The sequence below is a fragment of the Actinokineospora auranticolor genome (assembly GCF_041897805.1).
Taxonomy (GTDB): domain Bacteria; phylum Actinomycetota; class Actinomycetes; order Mycobacteriales; family Pseudonocardiaceae; genus Actinokineospora; species Actinokineospora auranticolor.
In genome coordinates, this window is record NZ_CP154825.1 from 5,319,929 (window position 1) to 5,336,766 (window position 16,838).

Genomic DNA, 16,838 nt, shown 5'->3' on the forward strand with positions numbered 1-16,838 from the left:
ACAGGTAGGCGTGACCCCGATCTCACCGCCTTGACGGCGTCGATCTCCACGAACCAAGCTCTCCCTATCTACTAGTAGGTAGAGCAACCGAAGGAGTCACCATGCCCCGACCACGACGGATCCTCGTCACCCTGTCCTCGCACGCCGACCTCGGTGTCAGCGGCAAGAAGACCGGCACCTGGTTCGAAGAGGTCGCCACCCCGTACTACGCGTTCGTCGAAGCGGGCTTCCAGGTCGTCTTCGCCTCCCCGCGCGGCGGCGCGGCCCCCATCGACCACCTCAGCCTCCAGGCGCCGTTCACCACCGCCAACACCGACCGGTTCCTCGACGACCCGGCGGGCATGCGGGCCATCGCCGAGACCGCCGCGCTGGCCGACGTCGACCACGGCGACTTCGACGCGCTGTTCTTCCCCGGCGGCTACGGCCTGCTGTGGGACCTCGCCGTCGACTCGCGGGTGATCCGGGTCGTCGAGCACGCCCTGGGCACCGACACACCGGTCGCGATGGTCTGCCACGCGCCGGGGATCCTGCGGGACGTCAAGGCCGCCGACGGGAGCCCGTACGTGCGCGGGCGCACGGTCACGGGCTTCTCCAACACCGAGGACGACGAACTGGACCTGTCCCGCCACCTGCTGTTCTCGCTGGAGGACGACCTCACCGCGCGGGGCGCGAACTTCACCAGGTCGGCCGCCAACTGGCTGCCCAACGTCGTGCAGGACGGCCCGCTGATCACCGGGCAGAACCCTGCCAGCGCCCCGGTGATCGCCAAGGCGCTCGTCGACCGGCTCAGCTGACCGAGATCCCGAACGGCAGGCGCTCCACCGAGCGCCTGCCGTTCCCTTCACGCGAGAAGCGCGGCAACGGCGTCGAGGCCGCGGCGCGGGTGGGGGTCGGCAACGCGGAGGACGACGTGGCGGACACCGGCTTCGAGGTAGGGCGCCAGCCAAGCTCGCAGGCCGGGGAGGGTGCCCGCGTACATCGCCTGGAGGGTGGACACCGCCTCGAACGGGTAGCCGTACCACTGCTCGACCACGGTCCGGAGTCGTTGGTGGGCGGCGTCTTCCGACTTGTCGATCGCGGCCGTCGCGTAGAGAGCGGGGGTCGGAGTGGGGCGTCCGGCTTGGGCGGCGGCGTGTTCGACGTGGCTCAGGCTCGCTCGATAACCGTCCACTGTGGGCAGATACGGCAGCCAACCGTCGGCCAGCTCGCCGACCCGCCGCTCGGCCGCGGCGCCGGTGCCCGCGAGCCAGATCGGCGGTCCCCCCGGCGTGTGGGGCTTCGGGGCGGGGGTGACGTCGTGGAAGGTGAAGTGGCGGCCCTGGTGGCTGGTCGCGCCGGACCAGAGGGCGCGCAGGACGGTGATCGTCTCGGTGAGCCTGCCGCCGCGCCCCCGGAACGGCACGCCGACGGCGGTGAACTGGCGCTCGGTCTGCGGGTCGGTGAAGCCGGAGCCGAGCCCGACGACCAGCCGTCCCCCGGCCAGCCGGTCCAGGGTGGCCAGGTGTGCGCGAGCAGCACGGGGTGGCGGAGGGCGCCGAGCAGGACGCCGGTGGCGAGGGTGACCCGCCGGGTGGTCGCGGCCAGCGCGGACAGCAGCGGCAGCGGGTCGGGCAGGCCGCAGACCAGTGGGCTGTCGGGCGCCCAGACGGCGTCGAACCCCGCCTCCTCCGCCAACCCGCCCAGCTCGACCAGGGACTCCGGCTCGGCGGCGAAGGTGGGCAGCAGGTAGCCGAAGGACACGGGCTCAGCCCTCGATGAACTGGTAGTCGGCGACGATCCGGCCGTCGGCGTCGAGCAGCAGGAACTCGGTGCCGACCCCGGCGACCTCGCCGTCGGCGGACACCATCTCCCAGCTGAACTTGACGGCGTCCCGCAGCCGCGCGACGTCGTCGCGGCGCCGGAAGGTGTACTCGCCCGGGGCGACGAACTCCTCGTGGGCCAGCCGCACCCGCCGCGTCAGCTCGGCGTGCCCCCTGGCCTCGAACACCGTGGTGAGCCCCAAGTCGTCGGCCGCCTTCACCACCTCACCCGGTGGTTGCAGGATGTGCCTGCCGTCCCGGGCCCACAAATCGCCGACAGCCGCCCGCCGCGCGTCGGCGTCCGGCTCGTTCCACACCGCCACGTAGCGGTCGGCCAGCTCGATCGGATCGGACATGTTCCCCCCCAGTCGTCGTTCGGTGCGGCAACGGTGCCGGTGCACCGGGTGGCCCGGCAATTCCCGGCGGGGAATAGCCGAGCCGCACCGGATGGGCTACACAGGACCCGTGCCCCTCCCCGACGACCTGCGCGCCTGGCGCCAACGCCGCAAGGTCAGCCAGATCGAGCTGGCGCTGCGCGCGGGCACCACCCAGCGACACGTGAGCTTCATCGAGAGCGGCCGCTCCACCCCCGGCCGGGCGATGATCATCCGGCTGGCCGAGTCGCTCGACGTGCCGCTGCGCGAGCGCAACGCCCTGCTGCTGGCCGCGGGCTACGCCCCCGCCTACCCCGAGACCCCGTGGGACGACGGCCAACTGTCCCCCGTGCGCGCCGCCGTCGAGCAGGTGCTCCGCGCCCACAACCCCTATCCGGCGATCGTCATCGACCGGCACGGCACCCTGGTCTCCGCCAACACCGCCTTCCACCGGCTGATGACCGGGGTCGCCCCGGAACTGCTGGCTCCCCCGGTCAACGTCGCCCGGCTCGTGCTGCACCCCACCGGCCTGGCGCCCCGGATCGCGAACTTCGACGAATGGGCCTGCCACGTGGTCGACGCCCTCCGCGGCCAGGCCGCCCGGACCCCGGACCCCGCGCTCACCGACCTGATCGCCGAACTCTCCGAGTACACCCCCGCGCGCCCACTCGCCCCGACCCACCTCGGTTTCGCCGTCCCGCTGCGCCTGCGCACCCCCACGGGCGAACTCCACCTGCTCACCACCCTCACCCACTTCGCGACCGCCCTGGACGTCACGGTCGCCGAGCTCCGGCTGGAGGCCTTCCTCCCCGCCGACGAGCCCACCGCGACCGCGCTGGCAGCCATGGCCGAGGAGGGCCCGCGATCCACGGTGTGACACCCACGGCCGCGGTCCGCGCGACCGGCGTTGGCTTCGCACCGTGACACGAGCCTCAGAACAGCGCGACGATCGCCTCCGACGTGACCAGACGGGCACCCAGGCATTCGTCGCCCTTCACGGAATCCCGGCTGAACCGGACGCGGAGCGTGCGGCCCGGCGCGATCTCCGTCGCGATGGCGCAGGTCTTGCCGACGATCTCCTGACGGGCGGGCAGCACTCCCAGCCTCAACTCCTCGACCTCGGCGCCGTCCGGCGCCGGAACCCGCGCCAGCCCCTGGTCCGGCCCGGCGGTCAGGACGCTCGCGATCTCCGCGCCCTTCTTGGACACCACGCAGGTGGAGCCGAGCTCGGTGGTGCCCTTCTTGGCTTCGCCCTCCTTGAAGGGCAGGCCGACGCCGATGGTCGCGGTCGTGCCGACGGCCGCGCAGGCCTCCACTGGGACCACCGCCGGGTCCGGCGCCTGGGTGTCGGTTCCCACACTTTCCCGCCCGCCAACGGAATCCGGGCTCTCGCGACGAGTTCGGCGACTCGGCGGGCCATCGCGCAACTGCCGTCGCGGTCGATGGGCGAGTTCGCGGCTTCGCGGGAGTACAGGACGCCGAGTTGGTGCGGGGAGCCGGTGTTGAGGCGGATCTGGCAGGTGACGGGGTACTCGTCCTGGTTGTTGGCCAGGTCGTACTGCCGGGCCGGGAGTCCGGCGATCTCGACCCGGGAGGTGAAGGCGAGTCGGTCGTAGAGGGCCGGGCCGTCGCTCATCCCCCAGGTGAGCTGGACGAAGGTGCCGTCGGCGGTGGCGAACACGCAGGCCGGGCCGCTGGAGGTAAGGGGGCCGGTGCTGATGCCGTCGAAGAGGCCGTCGGGGACCCAGGCGCAGTTGCGGTTCGGGTAGTCGGACCAACCGTCCCAACCGTACGGGGGCGCGGGCATGGGCTGGTCGGTGCGCAGGCGAGGTAGCCGCTGCCGTCCGGTGGTGGCTGTTACCCCCTGACTTGTGATGCCGGTCACCGCATTTCACGGTCGGCTGCCGCGCACCCGTCTCGTGGTCGGCAGTCATCGAGGAAAAGGAGGGGGCAATGCACAAGATCGTGGTTCTGGGGGCGGGTTACGCGGGGATGGCGGCGGCGGTCAACCTGGCCGGGCGGACCAGGCGGCGCGCGGACGTGGAGATCACCGTGGTCAACGCGACCGCGCGGTTCACCGAACGGTTGCGGCTGCACCAGGCGGCGGCCGGACAGGAATTGGCGGACCTGCGGATCGCGGATGTGTTGGGGGACAACGGGATCACGCTGGTCTACGGCTGGGTCACCGCTGTCGACGCCGCGGCGCGCACGGTCCGGATCGACGACGAGCGTGTCCTGCACTACGACACCCTCGTCTACGCGCTGGGTGGTGTCAGCGACACGGGCGCGGTGCCGGGTGCCGCCGACCACGCGCACACGTTCGACAGCGCGCACGACGCCGAGGCCCTCGCGCGGCGGCTAGCGACGCTGGGCACCGGGACGGTCGCGGTGTGCGGCGGCGGGTTGACCGGGGTGGAGGCCGCCGCCGAGATCGCCGAGGCGCACCCGGGGCTCGACGTCGTGCTGCTGGGGCGCGCGGAGCCGGGGGTGGGCCTGGCCCCCAAGGCCAAGGCGTACGTGGACGCGGCGCTGGCCCGGCTCGGGGTGCGGGTGCGGTCGGGGGTGGAGATCGTCAAGGTGCTGCCCGACTCGGTGGTGCTGGACGACGACGCCGTGCCCGCGGACGTCGTGCTGTGGACCAGCGGTGTGCGCGTGTCACCGCTGGCCGCCGAGGCCGGGCTGGCGGTGGACGAGCGGGGCCGCGTCGTCACGGACGAGTCGTTGCGCTCGGTGTCGCACCCGGACGTGTACGTGGTCGGCGACGCCGCGGCGGTCCGGCAGGGGTACGGGACGCTGACCGGCACGTGCCAGAGCGGCATGCCGACCGGCGTGCACGCGGCGATATCGATCGTGCGCGAGCTGGAAGGCAAGCGGCCCAAGGCGTTCCGGTTCGGCTACCTGCACTGCCCGGTGAGCCTGGGCCGCGGTGACGCAGTCGTGCAGTTCACCCGTCCGGACAACTCGCCGAAGCGGTCGCACCTGACCGGGCGACGGGCGGTGTGGTACAAGGAAACGGTGAGTGCGGGCGGGTGGGCGTCGTTCGGGCGGATGTCGCGTTTCCCGGTCCTGGGCACCCTCGGGTGGCGCCGCGGCGGCCGGTACACGCGATGAGCGAGCGGGTCTTCGCCGAGCACCGGAACCTGTTGTTCTCGGTGGCCTACCGCGTCCTCGGTTCGGCGGCCGACGCCGAGGACGCGGTGCAGGACGCGTGGGTGAAGTGGTCGTCCGCCGACCGGTCCCGGGTGGCCGCCCCCAAGGCGTACCTGGTGCGGATCGTGACCACGGTGGCCATCGACCGCCTGCGCGCGGCCCAGGCCCGCCGCGAGACGTACGTCGGCCCGTGGCTGCCGGAACCGGTGCGCACCGACACCGCGGACACCGCCGACGCCGACTCGGTGTCGCTGGCCCTCCTGGTGGTCCTGGAGTCCCTGAGCCCCCTGGAGCGCGCGGTGTTCGTGCTCAAGGAGGCCTTCGGCTTCAGCTACGGCGAGATCGGCACGGCCGTCGACCGCTCGGAGGACACGGTCCGCCAAGCCGCCCACCGAGCCCGCGACCACGTCCGTTCCCGCCGCCCCCGCTTCCCCGCCGACCAAGCCCGCCAACGCCAGGTGACCGAACGCTTCTTCGCCGCGGCCTCCGGCGGCGACATCAACACCCTGATGACCCTGCTCGCCCCGGACGTGACACTGTGGACGGACGGGGGCGGCAAGGTCCGCCAGGCCCTGCGCCCCATCACCGGCGCCGACCGCGTCGCCACCTGGTTCGCGGGCATCGCGACACGGCCGTACGAGGGCGTGGACCCGGCGGACATGAGCGCCGAGATCACCGAGCTCAACGGCACCCCCACCATCGTCTTCACCGCCCCGGGCCGCGTGCTGGCCACCCTCAGCCTGGACCTGGACGCGCACGGCCGGGTCACGGCCATCCACAACATCGCCAACCCCGAGAAACTCCGAGCCGTCACCTCGGGCCTCATCCTCCACATCGGACCCGACCCCACACCCCACTAGCCACGCGCCAACACACCCGGCCCCAACCAGGCCGACCCACACCTCACCAGCCGCGCACCGGCACACCGCCCGCCCAACCCGGCCACCACCGCCCCAAACCCCACCGCCCCTACCCAAGCCCGAGTTGTCCACAGGCTTGATCGTCTTCGGCCGGAGCTGTCGGCCCCCGCCGGTAGAATGGATACCGGGGCCGGAGGCGTATGTTGATCACGCGCCGGAAACGCCACCGCGGGCGAACGGCCCGCAAGCGGGTGGCGCCGAAGAGCGCGAGACCTCCGACGAACCCGTTCGGACCGTTCGGACTCCAGCGGCCACGCGACAGACGCCCCTCTGCCAAGGGCGCAAGACCGACCGCGCGACTTCCCCGAAAAGGTGTGTCAGGCCACCAAAGCCCCAGCGACGACCGTCGCGACCATGCGGCGGACATCCTCCGGGGTGGGGGCGACACCGAGGCGGTCGGCGTACAGGAGGTGGGCGGCGCCGATCAGCGTCGCGCCCAGCACCTCCACATCGGCCCGCCCCGACACCCGTCCCCGCTCCCGCTCCGCGGCGAGGTAGCGGGACACCATGATCGCGCCCTCCGTCAGCACCGGCACCCCCGCGGGCCACGCGTCCCGCAGCCGGGCCCGGAGCTCGTCACGGAACGTGATCAGGGCGACCATCGCGACCGCCACCGACTCGAACAGGGCGGTCAGGGCGTCGGTCAGGTTGTCCACCACGTCGCCCGTCCCCACGGCCTCCCGCAGCGCGGCCGCGCGGGCGTCGACCCGGTTGACGCGGTCCAGCACCAGGTCGGCGAGGAAGGCGTCGAAGTCCGCGAAGTGCCGGTGCAGCACCCCCTTGGCGCACCCCGCCTCCTCCGTCACCGCCCTGCTGGTCAGCCCGCTCGGCCCGGCGCGCAGCAGGACCCGCTCGGCGGCGTCGAACAGCTGCCTGCGCACCTCGCGGATGGCCACCCCTGTCGGCATGCCGCCATTCTCGCACCTGGCCCAGTGGGCGACCGCCCACTAGAGTGGGCACATGCCCACTCCGCACCGGCACCGCGCCATGGCCGAGTCCTTCGGCACCGACGCCGACCGCTACGACCGCGCCCGCCCCGCCTACCCCGACGCCCTCATCACCCGGATCGTCGAGGCGAGCCCCGGCCGTGCGGTCGTCGACGTCGGCTGCGGCACCGGCATCGCGGCCCGCCAGTTCCAGGCCCGGGGCTGCACGGTCCTCGGCGTCGAACCCGACCGGCGCATGGCCGAGATCGCCCGCCGCCACCTCCCGGTCGAGGTCTCGACCATCGAGGACTGGGACCCGGCGGACCGCCGGTTCGACGCCATGACCGCTGCCCAGTCCTGGCACTGGGTCGACCCGACCGCGGGTGCCGCCAAAGCCGCGCAAGCCTTACGCCCCACCGGTCTCTTCGCCGCCTTCTGGCACGTCTTCGACCCACCCGAGAACATCAGCCGAGCACTCGCTACCGCCTACCGCCGCGTCGTCCCCGACTCCCCCATCGACTTCGACGCCATCGCGAAGACACCCCGCGAAGACCGCTACCGCCCCATCTTCGACAAGACCGCTGACGGCCTCCACCACACCAACGCCTTCGCCACCCCCGAAACGTGGCACGTCACCTGGGAACACCCCTACACCCGCGACGAATGGCTCGACCAACTCCCCACCACCGGCGCGATGACCCAGCTCCCACCGGACGCCCTCGCCGAGATCCTCGACGACGTGGGCACCGCCATCGACAAGCTGGGCGGCCGTTTCACCATGCACTACACCACGGTCGCCATCACCGCCGCCCGCAACCGATAGACTGTCCCAAGTGGTCAGTCGGTTTCCGCCAGCTGCCGCCGCTTCGCACGCTCGACGCGGTCCATGACCTCCGGGGTCACGGTACGCAGGAACGGGATGACGATCGCGACGACGGCGATGGCGAAGAACAGGAACGCCGTCTGGATCCCGAACCACTCGGCGAGCACGCCCACCAAGCCCGCGCCGATGGGCATGGCGCCCCAGCTGAACAGCCGGGCCACCGCGCTGTAGCGGCCCATCAGCTCGGCCGGGACCAGGTACTGGGCGATGGTGCGGGCGTTGACCGCCCACAGCGTGCCGCCCATGCCGCCGAGGAAGGCGCCGACCGCGATCAGCCAGGCGTTGGTGGTCAAGGCGGGGGCCGCGACCATCGCGAGGGTGCCGACCAGGTCGGCGAACAGCGCCCAGCGGCGGCCGATGAGCCGGTTGACGGAGGTGACGGTGACGGCGCCGACCAGGCCGCCGATGCCGAGCGCGCTGAGCACCACGCCGTACTCGCCGGGGCTCAGGCGCATGACCGAGGTCGCCATCAGCGGCATGATCGCCAGCCAGGCGCCCCAGCAGAGGCAGAGGACGGTGAGCACGAGCGCCATCAGGCGCAGCAGGCGCTCCCGCCAGAGGTACCGGAGGCCGTCGCGGATCTGGGCGCTGACGCTCTGCTTGTCCTGGACCCGCTCTGGCTGCTCGGCGCGGCGGACGCGGAAGGTGCCGACGAGCAGGACGAGGATCACCGTGGACACGGCGTAGCCGACGGCGGTGGTGCCGAGCGCGGCGGCGGTGCCGATGCTGACCAGCAGGCCACCGACGAAGGGGCCGCAGAACTCGTTGCAGACCGTCTCGGCGCCGGTCACCCAGGCGTTGGCGCGTTCGCGCCAGCGCGGGCCGACGGCGGCCGGGGTCAGGGCCATCGCCGAGGTGAGGGCGATGACCTCCGCCACGCCGAGTACCGCGCCGCCCGCGTAGAGCAGGGGCAGGGTGACCGCGTCGGCGGCGTAGGCGCCGAGCAGGCCGCCGAGGACCAGCAGGCGCAGGGCGTTGGCCAGCCAGAGCAGGCGGCGTCGGTCGACGCGGTCGACGAGCACGCCGACGTGCAGGGCGGTCAGCAGCCAGGGCAGCGTGAGTGTCAGCGACACCGCGGCGACCGCGGCGGGCGACGAGGTCAGCCGGGTGGCCAGCAGCGGTAGCGCGATCTTCGTGACGCCGTCGGCGAGGTTGGTGACGGCGGTGAAGGACACCAGCACGACGGTGTTGCGGGCGCTGGGATCCGCCGCCGGGGTCGGCTGGGCCCGGGTCGCGGGCTCGGTCACCTGCTCGGTCATCGTCATCAGTTCCCTTGAGTCGCCAGTCCTCGTGGATAACCGGTGAAGAGCATCGGTTCGGAGCGTAGGCGTTGCTCACTCGTCCGGCCGCGCGTAACCTATGTTTAAGTTTTACCGGTTATCTCGACGGGAGGCAACTCGGTGACCGAACCGCCCGCGCCCGCCACGGCCCTGCTCGAGTTCGCCAACACCCTCGACCTGGAGACCGGCGCCGACGCCCTGACCACCCCGGCCGCGCTCGGCCGGTGGCTGCTGGAGTCCGGGCTGCTGCGCGAACCGCACGCGGCGCACCCGCGCGATCACGCCACGGCGCTGCGGTTGCGGGCCGGGATCCGGGAACTGGCGGGCGGCGGGGGCACGGCGGGCCTGGAGGGCGCGCTGCGCGATCTGCCGCTGCGCGCCTCGACGGCACCGGGAGTGCTGGTGCCGCACGGGAACCCGCCGCCGGTCCGCGCGGCGCTGGCCCGGCTCGCCGCGGACCTGGCCACCGTCCTGATCACCGGCGAGGCGGCGCGGGTCAAGCGCTGCGACGCGCGGGAGTGCGGCTGGCTGTACTGGGACTCGTCGCGCAACACCAGTCGCCGCTGGTGCTCCATGCGGGTGTGCGGCAACCGCGCCAAGGCCCGGCGCCACCGCGCGCTGAGCCCCCGGGTCGGGAGCATCTAGGCTGACGCCCGTGACGGACGAACCCGGTTTCTTCTGCTCCTCCTGCGGAGTGCGCCACGACGAGCTGCCGCTGGCCTACTCCGCGCCCGCGCCCGCGTTCTGGGAGCCGGACATGGAGGGCAGGCCCAACACCGGGCTCAGCGACGAGCTGTGCGTCATCGACGGGGAGAACTTCTTCATCCGCGCCCGGATCGTGCTGCCGGTGGTCGACGCCGAGGACCCCTTCGAGTGGGGCGTCTGGGTCTCGCTGAGCGAGGCCAACTTCCGCCGGGCCACCGACCTCTGGGAAGACCCGGCCCGCGTCGACGAACCCGCCTACTTCGGCTGGCTCTCCACCGAGGTCCCCCTCTACGAGCCGACGACGCTGAACCTCAAGACCCGCGTGCACAGCCAGCCCCTCGGTGTCCGCCCGCTGGTGGAGCTGGAGCCGACCGACCACCCGCTGGCCGTGGAACAGCGCGACGGCATCCCGCTGAGCCGGGTCCGCGAGATCGCCGAGCAGCTGCTGCACCCGAAGGGCTAGTCGCGGAGGACCAGCGTCGCGTGGGGGCGGTGGAGCAGGAGCAGGTTGCCGTCGTGGGAGCGCAGGACGGCGGTCGCGTCGCGGGCGATGGCGAGGTGGGTGGCGTCCGGCTCGATCTCCGTGAAATCGGCGTTGGCGACCTTCGGCGGGTAGCGGGTGTGCGCGGAGATCAGCAAGGCGATCTCGTCGTCCTCGAGGTCGTCGTCGGTCACGGTGAAGGTCAGCCGGTTCCCGTCCGCCGACCGCAGCGGCAGGATCGTGTCCGCGAAGTGGGCCAGGCCGTGGCTTCGCTGCCCGTCGAACTCGGCCCGTTCCCCGGCGAAGTACTCCACGGCGGGATCGAACTCCAGGCCCAACCGCCGCGCCAGCTCGACCTTCATCGGCTCGGTCAGCTCGTACTCGTACCCGTCGTAGTAGGTCCGTTCGTCGAACCCCAGCACCCGCGCGAACTCCGCGGGCGACATGCCGTCGAGGTAGTAGTCGAAGACGAGCTTGTCCGAGTCGTCGAATCCTACGATTTTCCACATACCTGACCTGTCCCCCTGACACAACCACGGAGAGTGTGCCACCGGGTGGGTCAGATCCGGAGGGAATTGGCGGTCAGGTAGTCGGCCAGGCTCTGCTCCTCCAACGCGAACTCACGCGCCTTCGGGTCCAGACGCCGGAGGAGGGCCATCAGGCGGTCGCCGCGGAGGTTGAAGTCGAACAGCTCCAAGGCCCGGAAGGCAGCCGCCCACGAGGCGATGACCGGGGTGGTCATCCAGCGGGCCTGGTCCTCCAGCGGCAGGTCCAGCCAGTCGCCGACCTTGGTCTGGAACGGGGACTCGGCGAAGGCCCGGATCCGCTGGCCCTCCTGCTCGGTCAGCGCCGGCTTCGCCTGGACCAGGTGGCGGTGTTGGGGGTAGTCGCGGAGCAGGCGGAACCTGACGGCGGCGGGGGCGGACCCCACCGCGGTGGGGTCGGCGGTGATCCGGGTGCGCAGGTCGAGGCAGTCCGCCCACTCGCGGAGTTCGTCGTCGTCCACTTCTCGCGGTTCGCGTGACCGAAGACACCCGCGCACTTGTGCTCGCCCGCCTTGGCGCACTTCTCGGGGTCGGCGCAGAGCCGGACCGTGTTCGGGTGGGCCGGGGTGCCGACCGTGGTGTGCGGCACGTCGAGCTGGTCGAACTCGGCGACCGCGCGCAGTTCGTGCGGCTTGAACGGTTCGTACCGGTAGTTCGGCACGGGGTCCCCGCCTTGAAGACGTGCATGGGGACCCGCGGGTTGTCGCGCTTGAGCAGTTCCAGCAGGTTGACGATCAGCAGCGGCGACCCCTCGTCGGTGAAGAAGCGCACCTCCAGGCCCTTCGGCACCCTCATCGTCGCCGTCCCGTGCCCGATCACCGCACCCACCACTGCCGTCCTCCTCATCGCCCGTGCCGACGATCAATCGCCGGCACGGGCGGGGGCGTAACGGGGTCGCTACGGACTCGCGGGGACCGGGGCGGGCTGGGCCGCGGGCGGCAGGTCCGGAACCTTGTCTTCGCGGCGGGTGAGCAGCGGCGCGACGACCGGTACCGCCAGGCTGGCGATGGCGAAGGCGAAGAAGCCGTTCTCCAGCACCGGGACACCCCACCAGTGCGGCGCGAGCACGAACACCCCCAGCCCGATCCCGGCGAGCACCCGGTGGCCCTGCGCGGCGAAGGCGACGATCACGGGCAGGCACCAGACCCAGTGGTGCGACCACGAGATCGGCGAGACCAGCAGCATGGCCAGCGCGTTGAGCGAGAACGCGGTGGCGGGCGCCGAGCGGCGCATGGCGGGGATGGTGAGCGCGAGGACGCCGACCGCGAGCAGCGGCCACAGCCAGGTCGCGTCCGCACGGGTGAGCACGCCCAGGATGGATTGGTTCGATATGTACCCGACGCCGACTTTGTCGCCGGTCGCGAAGACCTCGGTCGTCCAGAACCGCACGGATTCGTCCCAGGCGGCCACGAACCCGATCGCGGTGGCGGCGGCGAACGAAACGCCCGCGGTGACCAGCGATTTCCAGTCACGGCGAAGCAGGAAGAAAAGGACAAACGCGGCAGGGGTCAGTTTCAGCGCCGCGGCTAAGCCGACCAGCAGACCGCGCGGCCACCGCGTGGTGGGCGCCAGGCAGTCGACCGCGACCAGCACCATCAGCACGATGTTGACCTGGCCGTAGTCCAGCGTGGCGCGGAACGGCTCCAGCAACAGCACCAGCGGGATGACCACCAGCCAGTTCTTGGACAGTTTCACCGAGGTCAACGTCACAGCCAGGGTGATGCCCGCGCACACCACGGACAGGAACACGAGCACCGCGCTGGCCGCCGGGAAGGGGATCGCCGTGAGCGGGACCATGGCCACCGCCGAGATCGGCGGGTAGATGAAGGGCAGTGTGATCCCGGCCAACGTCGGTGGCAGCGTCCCGTAGATATCACCGCCGGAGAGCCAGACGTTCACCCCGATCCGGTAGACGTCCAGATCCAGGTGGTACTGCCGTGCCAGGAAAACTATCCACGCCCCTGTGAGCAGGGCAGCCGAAACGGCCAGAGCTCGCATGCGGATATTCATACCGAATCGGGTGAGAGGCGTGGGTAAGAACCACCTTTATCCGGTTTTTATCACGGCTGCGGTAGACCACCGCTCGATCCGGGGGACGGGGTGTGACGTGCGCGTACTGGTCGTCGAGGACGAGGAACTGCTGGCCGCGGCCATCGCCGAGGGGCTGCGGCACATGCACATGGCCGTCGACGTCTGCCACGATGGCGACGCGGCGCTGGAGCGGGTGGCCGTGCACCGCTACGACGTGGTCGTCCTCGACCGCGACCTGCCGAAGGTGCACGGCGACGAGGTGTGCAGGCGCGTGGTGGCGGCGGGCGGGGAGACCAGGGTGCTGATGCTCACCGCCGCCGCGAGCATCCGGGAGCGGGTCGGCGGCCTGGGCATCGGCGCCGACGACTACCTCACCAAGCCGTTCGCGTTCGCCGAGCTGGTCGCGCGGGTCGAGGCGCTGAGCAGGCGCGCGCACCGCGCGCTGCCGCCGGTGCTCGACCGCGCCGGGATCGAGCTGGACCCGGCCCGCAGGCACGCGACCCGCGAGGGCAGGCCGCTGGCGCTGTCGCCCAAGGAGTTCGCGGTGCTTAGAGTGCTCCTGCGCGCCGAGGCCGGAACCGTGGTCAGCGCCGAGGAGCTGCTGGAGAAGGCATGGGACGAGCACACGGGCCCGTTCACCAACACGGTGCGGGTGACGGTGATGACGCTGCGCCGCGAGCTGGGCGAGCCGGCCGTGATCCACACCGTGCCCGGCGTCGGGTACCGGCTCGGTTCGTGACGCCGCTCTCCCTGCGCGCGCGGTTGACCGTGACGAACGCCGCGATGGTCGTCGTCGGGGTGCTGCTGGGCAGGGCCACGTTCGGGCAGTTCCGCGACGGCTACACCTCGCTCGTCGGCGAGTGCCTGTACTACGGGTGTGACCAGCTCAACACCCTGCAGAACGTCCTGTGGGTGCTGGAGATGGTCGCGCTGCCGGTCGCCGCCGTCGGGTTGGCCCGGTACGCGGCGACCCGGTCGCTGGCGCCGCTGCGCGCGATGGCGTGGACCGTGCGGCAGCTCGGCCCGCAGAACCTGGGCCAGCGCATCCGCCGCGGCGGCACCCGCGACGACCTGCGGGCGCTGGCCGACGCGGTCGACGGGATGCTCGACCGCATGGTGATCAGCTTCGAGAGCCAGCGGCGGTTCGCGTCCAACGCCTCGCACGAGCTGCGCACCCCGCTGGCGGTGCAGGGCGTGGCCCTGCGCCGGGACGTCGTGGCGCGAACGGTCGCGGGCGACCCGGTCCTGCTGGAGCGGCTGATCGGCAACCTGCTGCACAACGCGATCAAGTACAACGCGCCGGGGGGTTGGGTGGAGGTCGTCGTGGCCGGGCACCCCGTGCTGTCGGTGCGCAACAGCGGGCAGGTGGTCCCCGCCGAGGCGGTGTCGTCGCTGTTCGAACCGTTCCGACGCCTGACGGGCGACCGCGTCAACCACCGCGACGGCGCGGGCCTGGGCCTGTCGATCGTCCGCTCCATCGTCGCCGCCCACGACGGCGGCGTGTCGGCCGAACCTGGCACACAGGGCGGACTCCGCGTCGACGTGACGCTGCCGTCGGCCGAGGTGACCGGGCACACAAGGTGATCTGGGGCGCACGCCACACTGACCGGAACCCGCCCTTGTCCCGCTGAACGGACCCCTACCATCCAAGACCGGCTGGGAGGTTCGCGGTGGATGAGGGCAAGTACGCCGAGTCGATGCGGCGGTTCGAGGAGCAGGCGGCGCGGGTGTCCGGGCTGCGCGAGAGCATCGCGCGGCTCAAGGGCAGCGCGCGCAACCCCGACGGGTCGGTGGCGGTCACTGTCGCGCCGTCGGGGGCGGTGCTGGGGTTGCAGCTGTCGCCCGCCGCGATGAACCGGTCGCACACGCAGCTCACGCAGGAGATCCTGGCGACCATCCGGGCCGCGCAGCACGAGGCGGCGGCGCGGATGGCGGAGACGGTCCGCCCGGTCGTCGGCGAGGCTCGGTACGAGCAGTTCCAGGCCGCGTTCCGCGCGCACTCCCCCGCTGTCGAACCGCTGGGCCCGACCGCTCCCCCGCCTGCGTCCAGCCTGCCCATCGACCCGCCGCGCCGACCCGCGGCGCCGACCCGGCCCGACGACGACGAGTTCCCCGACGAGAGCATCTACAAAGGACGGCGATGACCGGCGCCCTGGACGTCGACGGTGGGCTGCTCCTCGCCCACGCCAAGGGATCACGCGCCCAGGCGGACAACTTCACCGGCCTGGCCAGGCTCCTCGAACAGGCCCGCATGCACGACGAGTGCTTCGGCCCCTTGGGGCGGGTGGCCGCGCAGTGCTACTTCACCGCGCTGGAGGAGTGCCAGACCACGGCGGGCAAGGCGTCGTCGTACCTGGCGGAGATCGCCGACGCCCTCGACGCGACCGCGAAGGCGTACGGCGCGACCGACGCCGACAACGCCACCGGGCTGACCTCGGCGGGCAAGGGCGTCGGTTCCCTGGGCGACCTGAACGGCGCGGGCAACGACGAGCGGGACAGCGACTTCCACCAGGTCGCCAAGTACGGTATGTCCACTGTTGACAGTTATGACAAGGTCGCCGACACGGGTGTGGACGAGCCCGCCCAGGGCGCGTTCGCGGTGTTCAACGCGCGGATGGAGCAGCTGAGCATCATCGCGAGCCCCGGCAAGGCGCTGGTGGACAACGGACTGGGTTTCCTGGTGTCGCTGGCGATCAGCCCGCTGGTCAACTTCGTGTTGGAACCGGCCGTCGGTGACCCGGAGCAGATGCGCAGCACCGCCAAGGGCTGGGAGAAGGTCGGCGAGTGGCTCGACAAGGTCGCCGACCACGAGAGCGACCGGGCGCGCGCGACCGAGACGGGCTGGCAGGGCGAGGCGGGCGACGCGTTCCGGGTGGAGATGGCGGAGTTCGCCGAGGGCGCCCGTGCGCTGGGCGGCGACGTCGGGGAACTCCAAGGCATCCTGGAGACGGCCGCCGACATCTTCGACACGTTCGTCCAAGTGGTCGTGGACATCATCCAGGAGTTCGTGATCGGCCTGATCATCGAGTGGCTGGCCGCCCTGGCCGCCTCGTGGATCACCGCGGGCGCCTCGACCGTGGCGGCGACCGGGCTGACCGCCTCGCAGGTCGCCATCACCACCAGTCGCCTCGGCACGAAAGTCGCGACCCTGATGCACCGGCTGAAGCCGCTGATCACCAACCTGGAGAAGGTGCTCAGGCGGGTCCGCCAGAACAAGATCGTCGAGGGCGCTGTCAGCAAGGCCGACCGGATCGACAACATACCGCTGATCGGCAAACCCATCGGCCGGGGACTCGACAACCTGAACCCGGTGGCGGGCATGACCCGTCACCACACCGGCGACGTGGACGAAGCGGTGAAAGGCGTCTCGAAGTACGCCACCACGAGCCCGAACAACTTCATCGGCAGCAAAGTCCCCAGGAAACCGATCCGCCCGAACGATCCACCCCTGCCCGACCATGCGCGACCGAGCGATCTCGTGGACCTGGCCGGTGAACAGGCCTTGGCCCAGCGGGTGGTCAGGACCGGACTGGGTTTCGCGGGTCTCAGCGGCACCACCGACATCGGCCGCGTGGTCGTGCGCGGCACCCTGGAGAATGTGCCGGGCGCGGTCGTGGAATGGGGTCTGAAGCAGATCGACGAGCACGCTCAAGATCCATCGTCGGACGAGGAGCGCGCAGCGGTCGAGAAGCGCGGGTTCGCGGTCGACTGAGGCGTTCCCGTGGTTGGGGGCATGGAGAGGTG

The 16,838-nt window shown here is 71.7% G+C and carries 20 protein-coding genes and 1 pseudogene; 13 read left to right on the forward strand and 8 right to left on the reverse strand.

Annotation, left to right across the window (positions count from 1 at the left end; all coding sequences use genetic code 11):
• Positions 1–101: 101 nt before the first annotated feature.
• The gene (locus V5P93_RS23125) at positions 102–794 is read left to right on the forward strand and encodes a type 1 glutamine amidotransferase domain-containing protein (protein ID WP_104478803.1); all 693 of its coding nucleotides are present in this window, start codon (positions 102–104) and stop codon (positions 792–794) included.
• Between the two features lie 47 nt (positions 795–841).
• Here V5P93_RS23125 and V5P93_RS23130 read toward each other — a convergent pair.
• Both V5P93_RS23130 and V5P93_RS23135 read right to left on the reverse strand, forming a co-directional pair.
• A pseudogene (locus tag V5P93_RS23130) lies at positions 842–1,740 on the reverse strand (LLM class flavin-dependent oxidoreductase).
• Between the two features lie 4 nt (positions 1,741–1,744).
• Entirely contained in the window at positions 1,745–2,155 is a 411-nt protein-coding gene (locus tag V5P93_RS23135; RefSeq protein WP_104478800.1) for a hypothetical protein, read from the reverse strand.
• Between the two features lie 91 nt (positions 2,156–2,246).
• On the opposite strand from V5P93_RS23135, the gene V5P93_RS23140 reads away from it, so the two are divergent.
• A complete protein-coding gene (locus V5P93_RS23140) occupies positions 2,247–3,050 on the forward strand; it encodes a helix-turn-helix domain-containing protein (protein ID WP_104478799.1) in 804 nt (267 codons plus the stop codon).
• Positions 3,051–3,105: 55 nt separating this feature from the next.
• Here the strand turns inward: V5P93_RS23140 and V5P93_RS23145 are convergent, their stop codons facing one another.
• Positions 3,106–3,531 carry a hypothetical protein gene (locus tag V5P93_RS23145; RefSeq protein WP_104478798.1) on the reverse strand — a complete coding sequence of 142 codons (426 nt, stop codon included), beginning with the start codon at positions 3,529–3,531 and terminating at the stop codon, positions 3,106–3,108.
• Positions 3,532–3,816: 285 nt separating this feature from the next.
• Between V5P93_RS23145 and V5P93_RS23150 the strand changes: the two genes are divergently transcribed.
• The 3 genes from V5P93_RS23150 (at position 3,817) to V5P93_RS23160 (ending at position 6,183) form a co-directional block, all read left to right on the forward strand.
• Complete coding sequence (locus V5P93_RS23150) at positions 3,817–3,942, forward strand: hypothetical protein (protein ID WP_281261655.1); 126 nt, start codon at positions 3,817–3,819, stop codon at positions 3,940–3,942.
• A 184-nt stretch (positions 3,943–4,126) separates the two neighbouring features.
• Positions 4,127–5,284: an NAD(P)/FAD-dependent oxidoreductase gene (locus tag V5P93_RS23155; RefSeq protein ID WP_104478797.1), complete on the forward strand. Its 1,158-nt coding sequence runs from the start codon at positions 4,127–4,129 to the stop codon at positions 5,282–5,284.
• A complete protein-coding gene (locus V5P93_RS23160) occupies positions 5,281–6,183 on the forward strand; it encodes an RNA polymerase sigma-70 factor (protein WP_104479042.1) in 903 nt (300 codons plus the stop codon). The genes V5P93_RS23155 and V5P93_RS23160 overlap by 4 nt, the downstream gene beginning before the upstream one ends.
• Before the next feature lie 377 nt (positions 6,184–6,560).
• On the opposite strand, the gene V5P93_RS23165 is transcribed toward V5P93_RS23160, so the two are convergent.
• Positions 6,561–7,151: a TetR/AcrR family transcriptional regulator gene (locus tag V5P93_RS23165; protein ID WP_104478796.1), complete on the reverse strand. Its 591-nt coding sequence runs from the start codon at positions 7,149–7,151 to the stop codon at positions 6,561–6,563.
• A 52-nt stretch (positions 7,152–7,203) separates the two neighbouring features.
• On the opposite strand from V5P93_RS23165, the gene V5P93_RS23170 reads away from it, so the two are divergent.
• Positions 7,204–7,992, forward strand: coding sequence for a bifunctional 2-polyprenyl-6-hydroxyphenol methylase/3-demethylubiquinol 3-O-methyltransferase UbiG (locus tag V5P93_RS23170; RefSeq protein WP_181043435.1), 789 nt, complete (start codon positions 7,204–7,206; stop codon positions 7,990–7,992).
• Positions 7,993–8,006: 14 nt separating this feature from the next.
• Here V5P93_RS23170 and V5P93_RS23175 read toward each other — a convergent pair whose 3' ends face one another.
• Positions 8,007–9,311, reverse strand: coding sequence for an MFS transporter (locus V5P93_RS23175; RefSeq protein WP_104479040.1), 1,305 nt, complete (start codon positions 9,309–9,311; stop codon positions 8,007–8,009).
• Positions 9,312–9,452: 141 nt separating this feature from the next.
• Here V5P93_RS23175 and V5P93_RS23180 point away from each other — a divergent pair, with 141 nt between their 5' ends.
• Complete coding sequence (locus V5P93_RS23180; protein WP_104478795.1) at positions 9,453–9,977, forward strand: CGNR zinc finger domain-containing protein; 525 nt, start codon at positions 9,453–9,455, stop codon at positions 9,975–9,977.
• Between the two features lie 10 nt (positions 9,978–9,987).
• The gene (locus V5P93_RS23185; protein WP_104478794.1) at positions 9,988–10,500 is read left to right on the forward strand and encodes a DUF2199 domain-containing protein; all 513 of its coding nucleotides are present in this window, start codon (positions 9,988–9,990) and stop codon (positions 10,498–10,500) included.
• Here V5P93_RS23185 and V5P93_RS23190 read toward each other — a convergent pair.
• Positions 10,497–11,027 carry a hypothetical protein gene (locus tag V5P93_RS23190; RefSeq protein ID WP_104478793.1) on the reverse strand — a complete coding sequence of 177 codons (531 nt, stop codon included), beginning with the start codon at positions 11,025–11,027 and terminating at the stop codon, positions 10,497–10,499. The genes V5P93_RS23185 and V5P93_RS23190 overlap by 4 nt on opposite strands.
• Positions 11,028–11,077: 50 nt before the next feature.
• Complete coding sequence (locus tag V5P93_RS23195) at positions 11,078–11,524, reverse strand: hypothetical protein (protein WP_104478792.1); 447 nt, start codon at positions 11,522–11,524, stop codon at positions 11,078–11,080.
• A gap of 14 nt (positions 11,525–11,538) precedes the next feature.
• Here V5P93_RS23195 and V5P93_RS23200 point away from each other — a divergent pair, with 14 nt between their 5' ends.
• Positions 11,539–11,952 (forward strand): hypothetical protein, encoded by a 414-nt coding sequence (locus tag V5P93_RS23200; protein ID WP_146107989.1) that lies wholly within the window; start codon positions 11,539–11,541, stop codon positions 11,950–11,952.
• 8 nt (positions 11,953–11,960) lie between these two features.
• On the opposite strand, the gene V5P93_RS23205 is transcribed toward V5P93_RS23200, so the two are convergent.
• Positions 11,961–13,061: a glycosyltransferase 87 family protein gene (locus V5P93_RS23205; RefSeq protein ID WP_181043434.1), complete on the reverse strand. Its 1,101-nt coding sequence runs from the start codon at positions 13,059–13,061 to the stop codon at positions 11,961–11,963.
• A gap of 109 nt (positions 13,062–13,170) precedes the next feature.
• Here V5P93_RS23205 and V5P93_RS23210 point away from each other — a divergent pair, with 109 nt between their 5' ends.
• The 4 genes from V5P93_RS23210 to V5P93_RS23225 all read left to right on the forward strand — a co-directional run bounded on the left by V5P93_RS23210 (position 13,171) and on the right by V5P93_RS23225 (position 16,806).
• Complete coding sequence (locus tag V5P93_RS23210) at positions 13,171–13,833, forward strand: response regulator transcription factor (protein ID WP_104478789.1); 663 nt, start codon at positions 13,171–13,173, stop codon at positions 13,831–13,833.
• On the forward strand, positions 13,830–14,678 hold the full coding sequence (locus tag V5P93_RS23215) for a HAMP domain-containing sensor histidine kinase (protein WP_245931217.1): 849 nt from the start codon (positions 13,830–13,832) through the stop codon (positions 14,676–14,678). Before V5P93_RS23210 ends, V5P93_RS23215 begins: the two co-directional genes overlap by 4 nt.
• Before the next feature lie 86 nt (positions 14,679–14,764).
• Positions 14,765–15,238 (forward strand): YbaB/EbfC family nucleoid-associated protein, encoded by a 474-nt coding sequence (locus V5P93_RS23220; RefSeq protein ID WP_245931216.1) that lies wholly within the window; start codon positions 14,765–14,767, stop codon positions 15,236–15,238.
• Positions 15,235–16,806, forward strand: a complete 1,572-nt coding sequence (locus V5P93_RS23225; protein ID WP_104478788.1) for a WXG100 family type VII secretion target — start codon at positions 15,235–15,237, stop codon at positions 16,804–16,806. The genes V5P93_RS23220 and V5P93_RS23225 overlap by 4 nt, the downstream gene beginning before the upstream one ends.
• Positions 16,807–16,838 lie beyond the last annotated feature (32 nt).